14 protein-coding genes are annotated in these 15,865 nt (G+C 70.6%); 6 read left to right on the forward strand and 8 right to left on the reverse strand.

Annotated features, from left to right (window positions below; genetic code table 11):
- Positions 1–3 precede the first annotated feature (3 nt).
- A complete protein-coding gene (locus tag ABFJ78_RS17125; RefSeq protein ID WP_436387332.1) occupies positions 4–1,254 on the forward strand; it encodes an activator-dependent family glycosyltransferase in 1,251 nt (416 codons plus the stop codon).
- A gap of 52 nt (positions 1,255–1,306) precedes the next feature.
- Here ABFJ78_RS17125 and ABFJ78_RS17130 read toward each other — a convergent pair whose 3' ends face one another.
- A complete protein-coding gene (locus ABFJ78_RS17130) occupies positions 1,307–2,500 on the reverse strand; it encodes an aminotransferase class I/II-fold pyridoxal phosphate-dependent enzyme (RefSeq protein ID WP_436387333.1) in 1,194 nt (397 codons plus the stop codon).
- 264 nt (positions 2,501–2,764) lie between these two features.
- Here ABFJ78_RS17130 and ABFJ78_RS17135 point away from each other — a divergent pair, with 264 nt between their 5' ends.
- Positions 2,765–3,979: a macrolide family glycosyltransferase gene (locus ABFJ78_RS17135; protein WP_436387334.1), complete on the forward strand. Its 1,215-nt coding sequence runs from the start codon at positions 2,765–2,767 to the stop codon at positions 3,977–3,979.
- Positions 3,976–5,034, forward strand: coding sequence for a ketoacyl-ACP synthase III family protein (locus ABFJ78_RS17140; RefSeq protein ID WP_436387335.1), 1,059 nt, complete (start codon positions 3,976–3,978; stop codon positions 5,032–5,034). Before ABFJ78_RS17135 ends, ABFJ78_RS17140 begins: the two co-directional genes overlap by 4 nt.
- 192 nt (positions 5,035–5,226) lie before the next feature.
- On the opposite strand, the gene ABFJ78_RS17145 is transcribed toward ABFJ78_RS17140, so the two are convergent.
- From ABFJ78_RS17145 to ABFJ78_RS17160, 4 genes are all read right to left on the reverse strand, one after another.
- Positions 5,227–5,448: a hypothetical protein gene (locus ABFJ78_RS17145; protein WP_436387336.1), complete on the reverse strand. Its 222-nt coding sequence runs from the start codon at positions 5,446–5,448 to the stop codon at positions 5,227–5,229.
- Positions 5,449–5,463: 15 nt separating this feature from the next.
- The gene (locus ABFJ78_RS17150; protein ID WP_436387337.1) at positions 5,464–6,156 is read right to left on the reverse strand and encodes a helix-turn-helix transcriptional regulator; all 693 of its coding nucleotides are present in this window, start codon (positions 6,154–6,156) and stop codon (positions 5,464–5,466) included.
- Positions 6,157–6,507: 351 nt separating this feature from the next.
- The gene (locus tag ABFJ78_RS17155; protein ID WP_436387792.1) at positions 6,508–7,623 is read right to left on the reverse strand and encodes a cytochrome P450; all 1,116 of its coding nucleotides are present in this window, start codon (positions 7,621–7,623) and stop codon (positions 6,508–6,510) included.
- Positions 7,624–7,708: 85 nt separating this feature from the next.
- The gene (locus ABFJ78_RS17160) at positions 7,709–8,932 is read right to left on the reverse strand and encodes a macrolide family glycosyltransferase (RefSeq protein WP_436387338.1); all 1,224 of its coding nucleotides are present in this window, start codon (positions 8,930–8,932) and stop codon (positions 7,709–7,711) included.
- 141 nt (positions 8,933–9,073) lie between these two features.
- Here ABFJ78_RS17160 and ABFJ78_RS17165 point away from each other — a divergent pair, with 141 nt between their 5' ends.
- Both ABFJ78_RS17165 and ABFJ78_RS17170 read left to right on the forward strand, forming a co-directional pair.
- Positions 9,074–10,045 carry an ATP-binding cassette domain-containing protein gene (locus tag ABFJ78_RS17165; RefSeq protein ID WP_436387339.1) on the forward strand — a complete coding sequence of 324 codons (972 nt, stop codon included), beginning with the start codon at positions 9,074–9,076 and terminating at the stop codon, positions 10,043–10,045.
- A 4-nt stretch (positions 10,046–10,049) separates the two neighbouring features.
- Positions 10,050–10,889 (forward strand): ABC transporter permease, encoded by an 840-nt coding sequence (locus ABFJ78_RS17170; protein ID WP_436387340.1) that lies wholly within the window; start codon positions 10,050–10,052, stop codon positions 10,887–10,889.
- Between the two features lie 85 nt (positions 10,890–10,974).
- On the opposite strand, the gene ABFJ78_RS17175 is transcribed toward ABFJ78_RS17170, so the two are convergent.
- Entirely contained in the window at positions 10,975–12,201 is a 1,227-nt protein-coding gene (locus ABFJ78_RS17175; RefSeq protein WP_436387341.1) for a macrolide family glycosyltransferase, read from the reverse strand.
- Positions 12,202–12,407: 206 nt separating this feature from the next.
- Between ABFJ78_RS17175 and ABFJ78_RS17180 the strand changes: the two genes are divergently transcribed.
- Entirely contained in the window at positions 12,408–13,862 is a 1,455-nt protein-coding gene (locus ABFJ78_RS17180) for an ArnT family glycosyltransferase (protein ID WP_436387342.1), read from the forward strand.
- 1 nt (position 13,863) lies between these two features.
- Here ABFJ78_RS17180 and rfbB read toward each other — a convergent pair whose 3' ends face one another.
- Together rfbB and rfbA are read right to left on the reverse strand one after the other, a co-directional pair.
- Entirely contained in the window at positions 13,864–14,835 is a 972-nt protein-coding gene (gene rfbB / locus ABFJ78_RS17185; RefSeq protein WP_436387343.1) for a dTDP-glucose 4,6-dehydratase, read from the reverse strand.
- A 19-nt stretch (positions 14,836–14,854) separates the two neighbouring features.
- The gene (gene rfbA / locus ABFJ78_RS17190) at positions 14,855–15,742 is read right to left on the reverse strand and encodes a glucose-1-phosphate thymidylyltransferase RfbA (RefSeq protein ID WP_436387344.1); all 888 of its coding nucleotides are present in this window, start codon (positions 15,740–15,742) and stop codon (positions 14,855–14,857) included.
- Positions 15,743–15,865: the final 123 nt, after the last annotated feature.

Here is a 15,865-nt window from a genome sequence, read left to right on the forward strand (position 1 = left end):
CCCGTGCGCGTGCTGTTCGTGACGCTGGACGAGAAGTCCCACCTGTACTGCATGGTCCCGACGGCCTGGGCGCTCGTCGCGGCCGGGCACGAGGTGCGGGTCGCGGCCTCGCCGGGGTTCACCGACGTCGTCACGGCGACCGGGCTGACCGCGGTGCCGGTCGGCGCGGACAACACGATGCACGAGGGCATGAAGCAGAACCGCGATGCCCAGGAAGCCGACATAGCGAACTGGAACGACACCGATCCGGCGTCGCACACGTGGGCGGCGTTGCACCAGCGCTACACGTTCACCGTGTGGGCGGGGTTCGCCATCTACAACGACGAGATGGTCGCCGACCTGGTCGCCCACGCGCGGGACTGGCGGCCGGACCTGGTCGTCTGGGACGCGCTGACCTACGCCGGGGCGATCGCGGCTAAGGCCTGCGGCGCCGCGCACGTCCGGCAGCTGTGCTGGGCCGACGTCTGGTGCGCCATGCGCCGGACGTTCCTCGAGGTGATGGCCGAGCAACCGCTGCCGGAGCAGGAGGATCCGCTGTACGACTGGCTGGAGCTGACCGGCCGGCCCTACGGGGTGGACTTCGACGAGGAGCTCGTCACCGGCCAGGCAACCATCGACCCGCTGCCGGAGTCGCTCGGCGCGCGCTCCGGCGTCCGGCGGCTGCCGGTGCGGCACGTGCCCTACAACGGCCGCGCGGTCGTCTGGGACTGGCTGCGTGAACCGCCGTCACGGCCCCGGGTGTGCTTGACGCTGGGTTCGTCCAACACGGACGCCTTCGGCGGCGACTACGTGTCCATTCCGGACATGTTGGCCGCGTTGTCTACTTTGGACATCGAAGTGATCGCCGCCTTGGTGCCCGCGCAGCGGAAGGTGCTGGACGAGGTTCCGGCCAACGTCCGGGTCGTCGAGTCGGTCGCGTTGCACACGGTCTTGCCGAGTTGCGCGGCGATCGTGCACCACGGCGGGTTCGGCAGCTACGGGGCCGCGCTGGTGGCTGGTGTGCCGCAGCTGACGGTGACGACGCCGATCGCCGACCACCTGCTGCGGGCTCAGCGGTTGGTCGACGAGGGGGCGGGGTTGTTGTTCACCCACAACGGGTTTACGGCCGATGACCTGCGGACTTCGGTGGCGAGACTGGTTGGTGAGCCGGGGTTCCGGGTCAACGCCCTGCGGTTGCGTGACCTCGCGCTGGCTCAGCCGACTCCGCACGAGCTCGTGGCTGAGTTGGAAAAGCTGGTGGCCGAGATGACGTGAATGACTCATTCATGTCGCCAGACGACATGAATGAGTCATTCACGTCGTTTGGTCAGGCGCGAGCGGCGAGGCGACGGCGGATCTCGGGCGCGTGCTCGATCGCGAAGGCGATGAGCGCCGAGACGTCCCGGACCTGCTCACTGGTGACCGAGGGACCCGTCGGCAGCGTCAGCACCCGGCGCGAGAACGCGTCGGTGGCCGGCAGCGAGACCGGCCGCTCGGTGCGGTACGGCTCGCACTCGTGCACGCACGGCGAGAAGTACCGCTGCGCCAGCACGTTGTCCGCGCGCAGCAGCTCGAGGATCGTGTCGCGGGACAGGCCGCACTCCTGCTCGTCGACCTTGACGACGTTGTACTGGTAGCTGTTGCGGTTGTCTTCGTCGTAGCGGTGCATCTCCAGGCCGGGCAGCCCGTCCAGCTCGGCGGAGTACTCCTCGTAGTGCGCGAGGTTGGCGGCGATGGTCGCGGGCAGCGCGTCGAGGGAGGTCAGGCCCATCGCCGCCGACGCCTCGCTCATCTTGGCGTTGGTGCCGGCGAACTCGGTGACGTGCTCCTCGCCCCAGCCGAAGTTGTGGGTGTAGCGGGCGAGCTGGGCGAAGTCGTCGTCGTTGGTCACGATCGCGCCGCCTTCGAAGGTGGTGACGACCTTCGCCGCGTGGAAGCTGAACATCTCCGCCCGGCCGAACCCGCCGAGCGGCTGGGAGCCGAAGGTGCAGCCGATGCCGTGCGCGGCGTCGAAGAACAGGGTCAGGTCGTGCACTTCGGCGATCTTCTCGAGTTCCTGGATGGCCGCGGGCTGGCCCCAGAGGTGCACGCCCACCAGGCCGGTCGTGCGGTCGGTGATCAGGCTTTCGACCTGCTCGGGGTCGATGCACCCGGTGGCCGGGTCGAGGTCGCAGAAGACCGGCGTCAACCCGAGGTAGCGCATCGCGTGCGCGGTCGCGACGTAGGTCATCGACGGCATGATGACCTCGCCGGTCAGCCCGGCCGCCCGCGCCATCACTTCGAGGGCGATCGTGCCGTTGCAGGTGGCGACGCAGTGCTTCGCACCGGTGTGGTCGGCGATCCGCGCTTCGAACTCCTTCACCAGCGGGCCGCCGCTGGTCAAGCGGCCGCTGTCGAGCGCCACTTCGAGCCGCTCGTAGAACTTCGCCCGGTCCCCGGTGCTCGGCTTCCCCACCACCAAGGTCTTCTCGAAGGCCATCGGGCCGCCGAACAACGCCAGGTCGTCAACGCTCGTCTTCATGAAGGTCCTTCCCCAGGGGTCGCGGACTGCCCTTACCCGCGGCGACGTGCAGTTCGTTGCTTTTAAACGACTGTTGAGTTCCCCCTCGTTGCGTCGTCTGCAGGATAGGGACGGCGGGTACCGGTGCCCGGTTTTGCCGGAGAACTCTGTGGAAGCCCCTAGTCGTCCCGTGGCGGCACCGTACGAAGTGGACTCGGGGGAAACCGCCAGACCTCGCGTGGTAGCCGGTGCGCCCCGCGGACCGCATCCTGCGACGATGCGGTGGTGAGCAGGCACATCGCTGTCTTCAGCTTCCCCGCGTACGCCCACGTCGCGCCGGTCCTCCCGGTCGTCGCCGAGCTGGTGCGCCGCGGCCACCGCGTCACCTTCGCCGTGGTCGACGAGTTCGCCGCGAAGGTGGCGGCGACCGGGGCCGAAGTGCTGCCCTACACCTCGACGTTCCCGTGGGCGACCGGGCTGGGCGACACCGCGTCCGACGGCTACGCGCTGCGGGCCATGCTGGCGTTCATGGGCGAAGGCCTCGCCCCGCTTCCGGCGGCCATGGAACGGTTCGCCGACGACCCGCCGGACCTCGTCCTGCACGACCTGGCGGCGTCCGAGACGGCGCGGCTGGTCGCGCGGAAGTGGTCGGTGCCGACCGTGCAGTCGTGCCCGGAGTTCGCCTCCAACGCCCATTTCCGGCTGAACGAAGCCCAGGCCGAATCCGACGCCGCCCAGCCGCCCGACCTGACCGATCCCGAACTCGCCGCGTTCGTCGAGCACGCCCAGCGGCTGCTGGCCGAACACGGACTGTCCGATGTGGACGGCAGCGGCGGTGAGCCGCCCTACCACCTCGTCTACCTGCCCAAGGCGTTCCAGATCCACGGCGAGACCTTCGACGACCGCTTCGCGTTCGTCGGGCCGTGCTTCGACCGGACGGTCGCGCCGGGGGAGTGGACGCCGCCCGCGGACGGGCTGCCGGTCGTCCTGATCTCGCTGGGCACCTCGCGCAGCCGGGAGCAGGTCGGCTTCTTCCGCAAGTGCGTGCGCGCCTTCACCGGGCAGCCGTGGCACGTCGTGCTGACGCTCGGCCGGTGGGTCGACCCCGCCGAGCTGGGCCCGCTGCCGGAGAACATCGAGGCACACCCGTTCGTCGCGCACGCGGCGCTGCTGCCGCACACCCGCGTCTTCGTCACCCACGGCGGCCTCGGCAGCACCATGGAGGCGCTGCACTACGGCGTGCCGATGGTGCTGACCCCGTCCCAGAGCGACCAGGTGGTGACCGCGGCCCGGGTCGCCGACCTCGGGCTGGGCCACGTGGTGTCGCGGACCGAAGTCGCCGAAGCGGAACTGCTCGACGCCGTCACGAAGACCGCGTCCGATCCGGTGGTCGCCCAGCGGGTCCGGTGGATGAGCGAGCAGGTCGCGCTGGCCGGCGGGGAGATCCGCGCGGCCGACGCCGTCGAGTCGTGGCTGCGGGCGAAAGTGGAGGCGAAGTGAAGCTGGCGGACGTCTACCTCAGCGGGATCGGCACCTACGTGCCCGAGACCACCGGTGTCGGGCACGCGATCGAGCAGGGGTGGATCACCGCCGAAGACGCGGAGACGTCCGGGCTGACCGGCGCGGCCTGCGCCGGCGAGACCCCGGCCCCGGACATGGCGCTCTGGGCCGGGCAGCAGGCCGTCGCCCGCGCGGACGTCGACCCGGAGGCGCTGGACGTCCTGCTCTACGCCGACAACTACCACTCGGGCCCGGACGGCTGGTTCCCGCAGTTCTGGCTGCAGCGGCACCTGGTGGGCGGCGACCTGCTCGCCGCGCAGCTGCGCCAGGGCTGCAACGGCATGTTCGGGGCGCTGGAGCTGGCGGCGACGTACCTGATCGCGCGCGGCGGCGGGACGGCGATGACGGTCGCGTCCGACAATTCGACGTCTCCGCTGGTCAACCGCTGGCGCTGCCTGCGCCCGGACTTCATCATCGGCGACGGCGCGACGGCGGTCGTGCTGAACACGACGTCCGGCTTCGCGCGGCTCAAGTCGGCGAGCTCGATCACGGTTCCGGAGCTGGAGGGCATGCACCGCGGCGACGAGCCGATGTTCCCGCCGGGCGCGACCATCGGCCGGTTCATGGACTTCGCCGAGCGCATCGACTTCTTCGGCTTCGAGCACCGCGACACGATGCTGCACAGTGGACTCAACCTGCTGAAGACGCGGTCGGAGCTGATCGACCGCGTGCTGGCCGAGGCGGGCATCGGGCTCGACGGGGTCAGCCGCATCGCCTACAACCACGGCTCGCGCAAGTACGTCGAGGACGGCCTGCTGACGATGCTGGGGATCCCCCTCGAGAAGTCGAACTGGGACTTCGGCCGCGGGCTCGGCCACCTCGGGGCGAGCGACCAGGTGGCGTCACTGGCGCACATGCTGGGGACCGGGCAGCTGGCGCCGGGCGACCACGTGCTGATGGTCGGGATCGCGCCGGGCGTCAGCGTGGCGGGCGCGGTCGTGGAGATCCTGGCCGTGCCGGAGTGGGCCGGGCCGGTGGTACCCCGGGCGCGCTGACGCCGGGTGCGGTCGTCACCGTCGGTGCGACCGCTGTTGTCGCAGGGTAGCCATTCTTTGCTGCTGATGGAAACTGACCAACAGTCGGTGAACTCCCGGCGTGATCCGGTCAAACACCCCGAAAAACGCGAATCGGGTGGGTCGAGGTTTCCCTCGGCCCACCCGATCCGGTCGCCTCGTCAGTCCGCCGGCTCAGCCGCCGGAGCCGCCGCCGTACGCGCCACCCAAAAGGCGGCTGCGGCGCTTGCGGTTCTTTTCGTCGTCAGCCTTGGCGTTGTCCGCCTTGGTGTCCGCCGGCTTCTTCTTGGAATCGTCTTCCTTTTTCCCGAAAATTCCCACCAGTTCATCCCTTTCCGGCATTTTGGAAATCGAACCGTGCCCTCGCAGGATAGCGCAGGGGATCTTGGCCCGCACACCGCTGAAAGCGGCTCAGCGGATGTACTGCGGAGTCACCTTCGGCGGCCACTGGCCGATGCAGAGGATGCCCTGCGAGTACGCCTTCGAAACCAGCGCCGAGCGGTTCGGCGACTTGAACTGCCGCAGCATCGCGCCGACGTGGTACTCGATGCCCTGCCTGCTCAGGTAGAGCTTCGACGCCAGCTGGACGGTCGAAATCCCGGCGGCGACGCCTTCGAGGACCTTCGCGTCGAGCTCGCTGAGCAGCTTGGTCTTTTCGACGGCCGGCCTCGGGGTCTCCGCGGTGCGGTCCGGTTTGATCAGCACGACGATCGTGGTGACCTGGCCGGACCGGCTGCGCACCGCGATGCCCGTCAGGCCGCCGGAGAGCACCGGCTGCGCGGGCCGCACGCCGACCAGGCGCGCGCTGAAGCGGTCCCGGCGACCTTCGTTCAGCCGCGCCAGCTGCTGCAGCGTGAACTGCTTGGCGCTCGGGTGCACGAAGTCCACAAAGCTCTGTCCGAAAACGTCGGACGCGGTGCGTCCCAGCTGCCGGAGGAAATCGCCGTTGGCTTCGATGACCCGGAGATCGGGACCCAGGTTCGCGATGCAGACGTCGGACATGTCGAAGGAAGGGACGTTCTGGTTCTGTCTTTCGGCGACGGCCGGGAGGCCGTGCGGTGCGGTGACCGGCCGGTCGACCACGGAATCGAGACGCGTGTTCATAGAGTTCGAACCCCCAGATTCGGTTCTACGTTCGAGGCAGTGCCCACGGACAAAAGACGTCGACGACCCTCGAGCTCCCCTCAGGAGGGTCCGCGGCGGCGGTCCGGATGGTTCTTCTCACCACCCCAGCGGAAACCTCGAGTCCTTCCCCAGAACGATCCTCGAGTCCACCCGGACATCCAGCCGCTTCGGTCCGTTTCGTTGGAAACAAACCAAACGACGTCTCGTACGCTAGCCAACGGGGTATGGCCCGTCAATGCCGGCACGGCGGTTCGGCGCTAACACTGTGGTCCGCCCGACCGCAGGTACGGCACCCCCGGCCCGGCCTTCGGTCGGTGCGGTGCCGCAGCGTCAGCGACCGCTGCCGAAAGTGGTCGTGACCGGCAGCTGCTGCACGCCGAACACGCCGCCGGCGTGGAACGGGACCTCCGCGCCCGGGGCCACCCGCAGGTGCTCGAACCGCTCGAACAGCAGCTCCAGCGCGACGCGCCCCTCCAGCCGCGCCAGCGGCGCGCCGAGGCAGAAGTGGATGCCGTGGCCGAACGCGGCGTGCGAGTTGGGCTTGCGGTGCAGGTCGAACCGCGCGGGGTCGGTGAACTCGCGCTCGTCGTAGTTGGCCGACACCACCCAGGCCCAGACGATCGAGTCGGCGGGGATGACCGTGCCCGCCACCTCGACGTCGGCCGTGGTCACCCGGACCACCCGGGGGAACGGCGGCCGCAGCCGCAGCACTTCCTCCAGCAGCGGTTCCACCAGCGCCGGGTCGGCCCGGACCCGCTCGTAGACGCCGGGCGCGTCCTCCAGGCAGAGCAGGACGTTGCCGAGCAGCATGGTGGTGGTGACGTGGCCGGCGAGCAGCAGCAGCGCGGTGAAGTTGCCGACCTCCTCGTCGGTCAGCCGCTCGCCGTCGATCGACGACTCCACCAGGCGGGTCAGCAGGTCGTCGCGGGGCCGCGCGCGCCGGTCGGCGATCTGCGCGCCCAGGTAGGCCTCCATCTCCTCGATGGCGACCGCCAGCTTTTCGCCGGTGCTCGGGTCGTCGACCTGCAGGGCCATCAGCGCCTCGGCCCAGCCCCGGAACAGCGCGCGGTCCCCGGCGGGCACGCCGAGCAGCTCGGCGATGACGATCACCGGCAGCGGGTAGGCCAGCACGTCGACCAGGTCGAACGCCGTCGCGTCCGGCTCGACCGCGGCCAGCAGCTCCCGGGTGACCTCGGTGATCCGCGGCTCGAGGTCGGCGACGACCTTCGGGGTGAACGCCTGGCTGACCAGGCGGCGCAGCTTGCGGTGCTCGGGCGGGTCGATGACCAGCAGGGTGCCCGGCGGCGCCTGGTCGCCGGGCGAGGTCAAGCGGGTCGTGTCCGAAGAGAACAGCTGCGCGTCGGTGCTGACGCGGCGGACGTCGGCGGACCGGAACACGTGCCACGCCCCGGCCCCGTCCTGCCAGACGGGTGTGTCCGCGCGCATCTTTTCGAGCCAGGTCAGCAGGGCCGCGCCGCCGTCCGGGGCGATCTCCGGGGCGGCGGTCGGCTCGGTGGTGTCCACTTCGGATTCACTCCCAGGGTCGGGCGGTCAGTCGGGCCTCGACGCGGTCCGCGGCCGCCGCGGCGCCCCCGGCGCCGGTGATGTGCTCGCGCATCCGCGCCACGCGCTCGTGCGCCGCGGCGTCCTCGGCGAGGCCGGTGACGGCCGCCCGCAGCGTCTCCGCGTCGACTTCGGCCGGGTCGACCCGGACTCCGAGGCCGAGCTCGGCGATCCGGTCGGCGACGATCTCCTGCTCCAGCGTGCGCGGCACGACCACCGGCGGGACGCCCAGCGCGAGCGACTCCATGGTGCTGCCCATCCCGGCGTGCGAGACGAACCCGCTCGCCCGGCTCAGGACGGCCGGCTGCGGCACCCACGGGTGCAGCTCGAAGTTCGGTGGCACCGGGCCCAGGTCGGCCGGCGAGACCAGGCGGCCGATCGTCATCACGACGTGCCACGGCGTCCCGGCGAACGCTTCGAGGCACGAGGCGAAGAACTCGCGCTGGCGGTGGTAGCCGAAGCTGCCCATGGCGATCAGCAGCACCGGCCGGTGGTCCGGCGGGGTCCAGCCGCCCGCGCGGTCGCCGAGGCACGGCCCGACGAAGGCGAACCCGTCGTCGAAGGTGTCGCCGCCGGGCTGGAACTCCCGCGGCAGGAACACGAGTTTGGTGTCTTCGTCGCCCTGCGCGAACTCTGCGGCGGACGTGCCCGGCAGGTGCTCGGCGAGCGCGTCCTCGACCACCGCCGCGGCCTTGGCCAGCGCGGGGTGCGCCGGATCGGGCGCGGGAACCTTGCCCGCCATCGACGCGTACGGCGAGAACCGTTCGTTCGCGACGAACGTCGAGCACAGCAGGATGGCCGGGACGGCCCACTTGCGCGCCAGCAGCCGCCCGGTGGGGTAGCCGAAGGCGTCGTACAGGAAGACGTCCGGCCGGTCGCGTTCGAAGGCGCCGAGCGCGGTCCGCAGCGGCGCGAAGCCTTCCAGCGCCTGGGCGAGCCCGGCCTCCGCGACGACGTCGCCGGTGATCTCCTCCGGGATCGCCACGGTGTCCCAGGACTTCGGCACGTGGGACTCGTACGGCAGCACGGTGGCCCCGGTGGCGCGCACGGCTTCGGCGTACTGCCCGGCGACGACGTAGCTCACCCGGTGGCCGCGCCGGACGAGCTCGGCCGCCACGGGCAGCGTCGGGTTGACGTGCCCGTGGGCGGGATAGGTGAGGAAGGCGACGTGGCTTCCCGGCGGGGGAGTCATGGTTCGAGGGTCGGACCGCCCGTGGCCGGCGTCAATCATGTCTAGGCGAACCCCTCGGGTCGCGCTTCCGTGCGGGGAAAGGGGTTTCCCGGTGTGCTAACTGTAGCGATGTCCGATCCGGCGCAGCGGAAGGAAACGGCCGTGACCCTGTTCGTCGAGGCCGAGGGGATCACCAAGACCTTCGGCAAGGTCCGCGCGCTGGACGACGTCAGCCTGCAGGTGCCGCGCGGCACCGTCTGCGGCCTGCTGGGCCACAACGGGGCCGGCAAGACCACCCTGGTCAACGTGCTCACCACGCTGGTGACGCCGACGACGGGCCGGGCCAGCGTCGCGGGGCTCGACGTCCAGCGCGACGCCGTGGCCCTGCGCAGCCGCATCGGGCTCACCGGTCAGTTCGCGTCGGTGGACGAGCAGCTTTCCGGCTTCCGCAACCTGATCCTGATCGCCCGCCTGCTCGGCGCCTCCACGAAGGCGGCCAAGGAACGGGCCGACGAGCTGCTGACCGCGTTCGGCCTGCAGGAAGCCGCCGGCCGTCCGGCGAAGACGTACTCCGGCGGCATGCGGCGACGGCTCGACCTCGCCGCCAGCCTGGTCGGCCACCCCGACGTGATCTTCCTCGACGAACCGACGACCGGGCTCGACCCGGCGGCCCGGATCGCCATGTGGGAGATCGTGGAACAGCTCGTGCGCGACGGCTCGACCGTGCTGCTGACGACCCAGATGCTCGACGAAGCCGACCGGCTCGCCGACAAGATCGTCGTGCTGGCCCAGGGAAAGGTGATCGCCGCCGGCACCGCGGCGTCGCTCAAGGCGCAGGTCGGCAAGCGCACGGTCACCCTGACCCTGGCCGACCGGCCCGACGCCGACCGCGCCGCGGACGCCGTGCGCAATGCCGGGCTCGAGCCGCGAGTGTCCGGAGTGGACGAACTGGCCGGGCTCGCGCTGACCGTCCCGGTGGAGAAGTCCACCGACCTCGTGCGCGTGGTCCGCGCGCTCGACGACGTCGCGGTCGAGCCGGTCGAGCTGGCGCTGGTCGACCCGCGGCTCGACGACGTGTACCTCGCTCTCTCCGGCGGGCCGCGGGAGTCCCACCCCGAAACCGAAAGGCCCTGAACCGATGAGCGCACCGACACTGTCCGCTTCGGACCCGGCGTCCACAGTGGCCGGACCGGCCCCGTGGCGCGGCACCTCCGTGCCGATGCAGATCCTCATCCTGACCGGCCGGTCGCTGCGCGCGGTCGTGGCCTCGCGGGCGCTCGTGCTGCTGGGCCTGCTGCAGCCGCTCATCGTGCTGATCCTGTTCAGCCAGGTGTTCGCGAGCCTCGCCGGCACCAGCTCGTTCCCGGCCGGGGTGTCCTACATCGACTACCTGATGCCCGCGGTGCTGGTGATGGGCTCGCTGTCGGTGGCGCTGCAGTCGGGCGTCGGCCTGCTCGACGACATGCGCAACGGCGTCGTGGCCCGCTTCCGCACCCTGCCGATCGCGTCGGCGTCGGTGCTGGTGGCGCGCAGCCTCGCCGACGTCGTGCGGCACGCGCTGCAGCTGGCGATCATGCTGGTGCTGGCGGCGACGCTGTTCGGGTTCTCGCCCGGCGGCGGCTTCACCGGCGTGCTGCTGGCGTGGCTGATGTGCATCGCGGTGGGCTGGTCGCTGTCCTGGATGTTCATGGCCATCGGCGTGTGGATCACCAACGTCGAGGTGATGCAGGGCGTGACGTCGATGGTGATGTTCCCGCTGATGTTCGCGTCCTCGGCGTACGTGCCGCTTTCGTCGTTGCCGGCGTGGCTGCGCGCGGTGGCGACGGTGAACCCGCTGACGTACTCGGTGGACGCGTCCCGCAACCTGGCGCTGGGCAACCCGGTCGGCGTGGGCGGCCTGGCGGCCCTCGGCGCGGCCGGCCTGATCGGGTTGACGGGCGCGATCGTGGCCACGCGGGGTTTCCGCCGCTCCGCCTGACCCCGGCTCCGGATGTAGTGAATGACTCATTCCTGTCGCCAGGCGACAGGAATGAGTCATTCATGTCATTGGAGCGGCGGACTGCTTACGGGAGCAGGGCTTCCAGGGCGTCGGCGGCCGCGGCGGCGCCGCCGGCCTGCTCGATCTCCTTGGCCATCAGCGCGAGCCGGGTGGTCAGCGTCTCGTCGGCCGCCAGAGCCTCGACCGCCGCGTGGATCGCCGGGCCGGTCGCCTCGGTGACCGGGATGTGCGTGCCCAGCCCCAGTTCCGCGACGCGGTGGGCGTTGGCCAGCGTCTCGCCGCTGTGGGAGACCGCGACGACCGGGACCTCGTAGCGCAGCGCCTCCAGGACGCTGCCCATCCCGGCCTGGCAGACCAGCGCGGAGGCGTACCGCAGCACCGACGGGTGCGGCATCCACTCGTGCGCCTCGACGTTCGGCGGCAGCTCGCCGAGCGCGCCCAGGTCGGCGCCGCGGCCCAGCGTCAGCACCACGTGCCACGGCTCGCCGCGGAACGCCTCGACGCAGCCGGTGAAGAAGCCGAGGTCCTTGCTCATCGACGTGCCCAGCGAGATCAGCACCACCGGCCGGCCGTCGCCCGGCGGGGTCCAGTGGCCCTCCAGCGCGCGGCAGTCCGCGGTCGGCCCGACGAACCGGTACCGCTCGCTGAACGTTTCGCTGCCGTAGTGGAACGCCTGGGGGATGTAGACCAGGCGGAGTTCGTCGCCTACGGGCGAGAGGCTGCCGGTCGCCAGCCGCGGATCCAGGCCGTACCGCGTCAGCAATGCCGAGACGCCCGCGCCGAACTCCTCGCCGAACCGCGCCAGCCGCGGGTCCCGGTGGTCGAAGTCCGTGGCGGCGGGGTGGTCGTCGGGTGGCTGGGGCGCGCCGGGGATCTCGTCGGCGTCGTTCTCGATGAAGACGGGGCAGCTTTCGGCCAGCGGGACGTCCCACGCCCGGCCCAGCACCCGTGCGGCGTTCCCGCTGATGGTGTCGTGGACGATCAGGTCGGGCCGGTCGCCGGAGCACCGCTCCAGCGCCGCCTCGAGCGGCGCGAAGCCTTCGCGCATGAGGTCGATGATCATCGTGACCGCGTCTTCGGCGCTGTCCACTTTGGTCACCGACGCGGGGAAGTCCGAGTGGTAGGGCAGGACCTCGGCCGGGCTGTCGCGCAGCAGGTGCGCGAACCGCTCGGCGACGGCGAACGTGACCCGGTGGCCCCGCTCGGCGAGCGCTTCGACCGGGCCCAGCATCGGGTTGATGTGCCCGACGCCGGGAAAGCTGAAGAAGACGATGTGCCGACCTTGGGTCATGGGCGCCAGTATCGCGGGAAACGCCTGATCAGCGCCGGTCCGCGGGCGAAGTCTAGGGGAATCGCTACCCTCACGGTCCGTGGCTAAACATCACTTCCGAGTGACTACGAAGGTTGCGGCTCCCCGCCGCGTGATCGACTTTCGTTGTGCGGAACGAGGACTCCCGGCCGCAGAGAACGCGAGGTCGGAGCGCGTCTACTGGTGGTATGACCCTTACCAGTGAGAAAACCGACACCCGCTCGGCGTTCGCGCGGACCCCGGTTCTCCTGATCGCGGGAGTCGCCGGCGCCCTGCTTCTCATTGCCAGCCGCAACTACGGGTTCTCGTTCGACGAGGCCTACTTCGTGGTGGCCGGCCGCGACCACCCCGCGTGGGGTTACTTCGACCAGCCGCCGCTGCTCCCGTTCCTCGCGGCCGGGCTGGACCACCTGTTCCCCGGTTCGCTGCTTGCCTTGCGGCTGCCCGCGACGCTGGCCGCGGTGGGCGGGATCGTGCTGAGCGCGTTGATCGCCCGCGAGCTGGGCGGCCGCCGGGTCGCGCAAACCGTCGCCGCGGCCGCGTACGCGATGTCCGGCGCGACGCTCATCTGCCACTACCTCGCGACCTACTCGATCGACCCGTTCTTCTGGTCGCTCATCCTGTTCCTGGTCGTGCGCTGGACCCAGGTGCGCGACGACCGGCTGCTGTTCGCCGCCGGGCTCGTCACGGCCGTGTCGCTGCAGACGAAGTTCCTGGTCCCGGCGCTGTGGGTGGCGCTGGCCGTCGCGTCGCTGGTCTTCGGGCCACGCGACCTCGTCCGGCGGCCGCCGCTGTGGGCGGGCGCGCTGGTCGCGACCCTGACCACCGTGCCGACGCTGATCTGGCAGGCCGCGAACGGCTGGCCCTACACCCGGATGTCCGAGGTCGTGTCGGCCGAGTTCCCCGGCACCGGCGCGTTCCTGCTCGAGCTGCTGTCCGGCCCGGGCCTGGTGATCGGCGTGCCGCTCGCGCTGTTCGGCTTCGCGCGCCTGCTCATCGGGCGGGAGCAACGGTTCCTCGGCGTCGCGTTCCTGCTTCTCGTCGTGGCCTACCTGCTGACGTCCGGCCGGTCCTACTACGTCTACAGCCTGTACGCGCCGTTGTTCGCCGCCGGCGCCGTCGGCCTGCAGGACGTCAAGTGGCCGACGGCGGCGAAGGCCGTCGGCTGGCTGCTCGTCGCGGCGTCGGTCGTCCAGGCGCTCGTCGCGCTGCCGATCTACCCGAAGTCGTGGGCCGAGCGCATCCCCGACGTACCGCTGGTGCCGTTGACCGCCAAGGTGTTCGTGCAGTCCGACGGCCAGCTCGGGCAGCTGTCCGACGCCGTCGTGCAGGTGTACCGGTCGTTGCCGCCCGAGCAGCGGGCCCGGACGGCGATCATGACCGACAGCTACGCGTTCGCCGCCGACCTCGAGCTCTTCGGGGCCCAGCGGGGCCTGCCGTCCGTCTACAGTGCACACCGCGGGTACTACTACTTCGGGCACCCGGACGAGAACGTCGACAGCGTCCTGTTCGTCGGCGACGCGAGCCCGGTGGTGGCCGGGGCGTTCGCCCGTCGCCAGGACGTCGTGCCGCAGCTGATGACCGTCCTCGGCGGACGGACCATCGCGTGGGACGTCCTGTGGCCGCGGCTGCGCACGCAGTGACTCAGCCCTTGAGCGGTTCCCACCAGTCGCGGTTGTTCTTGTACCAGTCGACGGTGTCGCGCAGGCCGGTGTCGATGCCGACCCGCGGGGCGTAGCCGAGCTCGGTGGAGATCTTGGTGATGTCCACCGAGTAGCGGCGGTCGTGGCCCTTGCGGTCCTCGACGGGCCGGATCGCGGTGTGGTCCCGGCCGGTGATGGCCAGGAGCCGTTCGGTGAGCTCCCGGTTGGTCAGCTCGGTGCCGCCGCCGATGTTGTAGACCTCGCCGGCGCGGCCCTTCTCGGCCACCAGCTGGATGCCGCGGCAGTGGTCGTCGACGTGCAGCCAGTCGCGGACGTTGAGGCCGTCTCCGTAGAGCGGGACCTGGAAGCCGTCGACGAGGTTGGTGACGAACAGCGGGATGACCTTCTCGGGGTACTGGTAGGGCCCGTAGTTGTTGGAGCAGCGCGTGATCGAGGCGTCGAGCCCGTGGGTGCTGTGGAAGGAACGGACCAGCAGGTCGGAGGACGCCTTCGACGCCGAGTACGGCGAGTTGGGGGCGATCGGGTGCGTCTCGGGCCAGGAGCCTTCGTCGATGGAGCCGTAGACCTCGTCGGTGGAGACGTGCACGAACTTGCCGACTTCGCGCTCGAGCGCGGCCTGCAGCAGCGTCTGGGTGCCGAGGACGTTGGTGCGCACGAACTCCGCCGACCCGGCGATCGACCGGTCCACATGGGACTCGGCGGCGAAGTGCACCACGAGGTCGGTGCCGGCCAGTTCCCGCTCGACGATGTCGGGGTCGCAGATGTCGCCGGCGACGATCTTGAGCCGTTCGTCCCCGGCGACCGGCGCGAGGTTCGCCCGGTTGCCCGCGTAGGTGAACTTGTCGAGCACGACCAGCTCGTCGGGCTCGAAGCCGGCGTACTGTCCGGAAAGGACGTTGCGGACGTAGGCCGAGCCGATGAACCCGGCACCGCCGGTGACCACCATGCGCATGGGAAGGTTCCTCCGGGGTTCAGACCGCGGTGAGCGGCCGCGCGCGGCGCGCGAAGTCCATGACGTACTCGCCGTAGCCCGAGCTGCCGATCCGCTCGCCCAGCGCGTAGCACTGGTCGGCGTCGATGAAGCCCATGCGCAGCGCGATTTCTTCGAGGCAGGCGATCTGGACGCCCTGGCGGGCTTCCATCGTCTGCACGTACTGCCCGGCGTCCAGCAGCGACTTGTGCGTGCCGGTGTCCAGCCAGGCGAAGCCGCGGCCGAGGTCGACGCAGGCGGCGCGGCCCCGGTCGAGGTAGACGTTGTTGAGGTCGGTGATCTCCAGCTCGCCGCGCGCGGACGGCCTGAGGCTCTTGGCTATCTCGACGACGTCGTTGTCGTAGAAGTACAGGCCGGTGAGCGCCCGGTTCGACTTGGGGTGGGCGGGTTTTTCCTCGATGGAGACGAGGTTCCCGTCGGCGTCGACCTCGCCGATGCCGTGCCGGTGCGGGTCGGAGACCTCGTAGCCGAACAGGACGCAGCCCTTGAGGTCCTGGGTGGCGGCGCGCAGGACGTCGGAGAAACCCTGGCCGTGGAAGATGTTGTCGCCGAGGATGAGGGCGGAGGTGTCGTCGCCGATGTGCTCTTCGCCGATGATGAAGGCCTCGGCGAGGCCGTTCGGGTGCGCCTGTTCGGCGTAGTCGAGCTGGAGGCCGAGCTCCGCGCCGTCGCCGAGCAGGCGCTTGAAGGCGGGCAGGTCGTGCGGGGTCGAGATGAGCAGGATCTCGGTGATGCCGGCGAGCATCAGGACCGAGAGCGGGTAGTAGATCATCGGCTTGTTGTAGACCGGGACGAGCTGCTTCGAGACGCCCAGCGTGACCGGGTGCAGTCGGGAGCCGCTGCCGCCGGCCAGGATGATGCCTTTCATGGGGGCTCCACGTTCTGGGTCGGGAGGTTCGCGTCCGGCCCCGACCCTAAGCGGGGGAGGAGTAGGAGAATGCCCAGTCCTGGCGAGGGGTTCGGCTTCTCGGGGCGCGCGGCCGGCCGGCGG

This window comes from Amycolatopsis sp. MEPSY49 (assembly GCF_051337345.1).
GTDB lineage: Bacteria > Actinomycetota > Actinomycetes > Mycobacteriales > Pseudonocardiaceae > Amycolatopsis.

Bases quoted from the DNA above. Each gene is read 5' to 3' on its own strand.
- ABFJ78_RS17175 (WP_436387341.1), bottom strand. From the start codon at position 12,201: ATGACCCAAGGTCGGCACATCGTCTTCTTCAGCTTTCCCGGCGTCGGG.
- ABFJ78_RS17180 (WP_436387342.1), top strand. From the start codon at position 12,408: ATGACCCTTACCAGTGAGAAAACCGACACCCGCTCGGCGTTCGCGCGG.
- rfbB (WP_436387343.1), bottom strand. From the start codon at position 14,835: ATGCGCATGGTGGTCACCGGCGGTGCCGGGTTCATCGGCTCGGCCTAC.
- ABFJ78_RS17150 (WP_436387337.1), bottom strand. From the start codon at position 6,156: ATGAACACGCGTCTCGATTCCGTGGTCGACCGGCCGGTCACCGCACCG.
- ABFJ78_RS17170 (WP_436387340.1), top strand. From the start codon at position 10,050: ATGAGCGCACCGACACTGTCCGCTTCGGACCCGGCGTCCACAGTGGCC.
- rfbA (WP_436387344.1), bottom strand. From the start codon at position 15,742: ATGAAAGGCATCATCCTGGCCGGCGGCAGCGGCTCCCGACTGCACCCG.
- ABFJ78_RS17160 (WP_436387338.1), bottom strand. From the start codon at position 8,932: ATGACTCCCCCGCCGGGAAGCCACGTCGCCTTCCTCACCTATCCCGCC.
- ABFJ78_RS17130 (WP_436387333.1), bottom strand. From the start codon at position 2,500: ATGAAGACGAGCGTTGACGACCTGGCGTTGTTCGGCGGCCCGATGGCC.
- ABFJ78_RS17155 (WP_436387792.1), bottom strand. From the start codon at position 7,623: ATGCGCGCGGACACACCCGTCTGGCAGGACGGGGCCGGGGCGTGGCAC.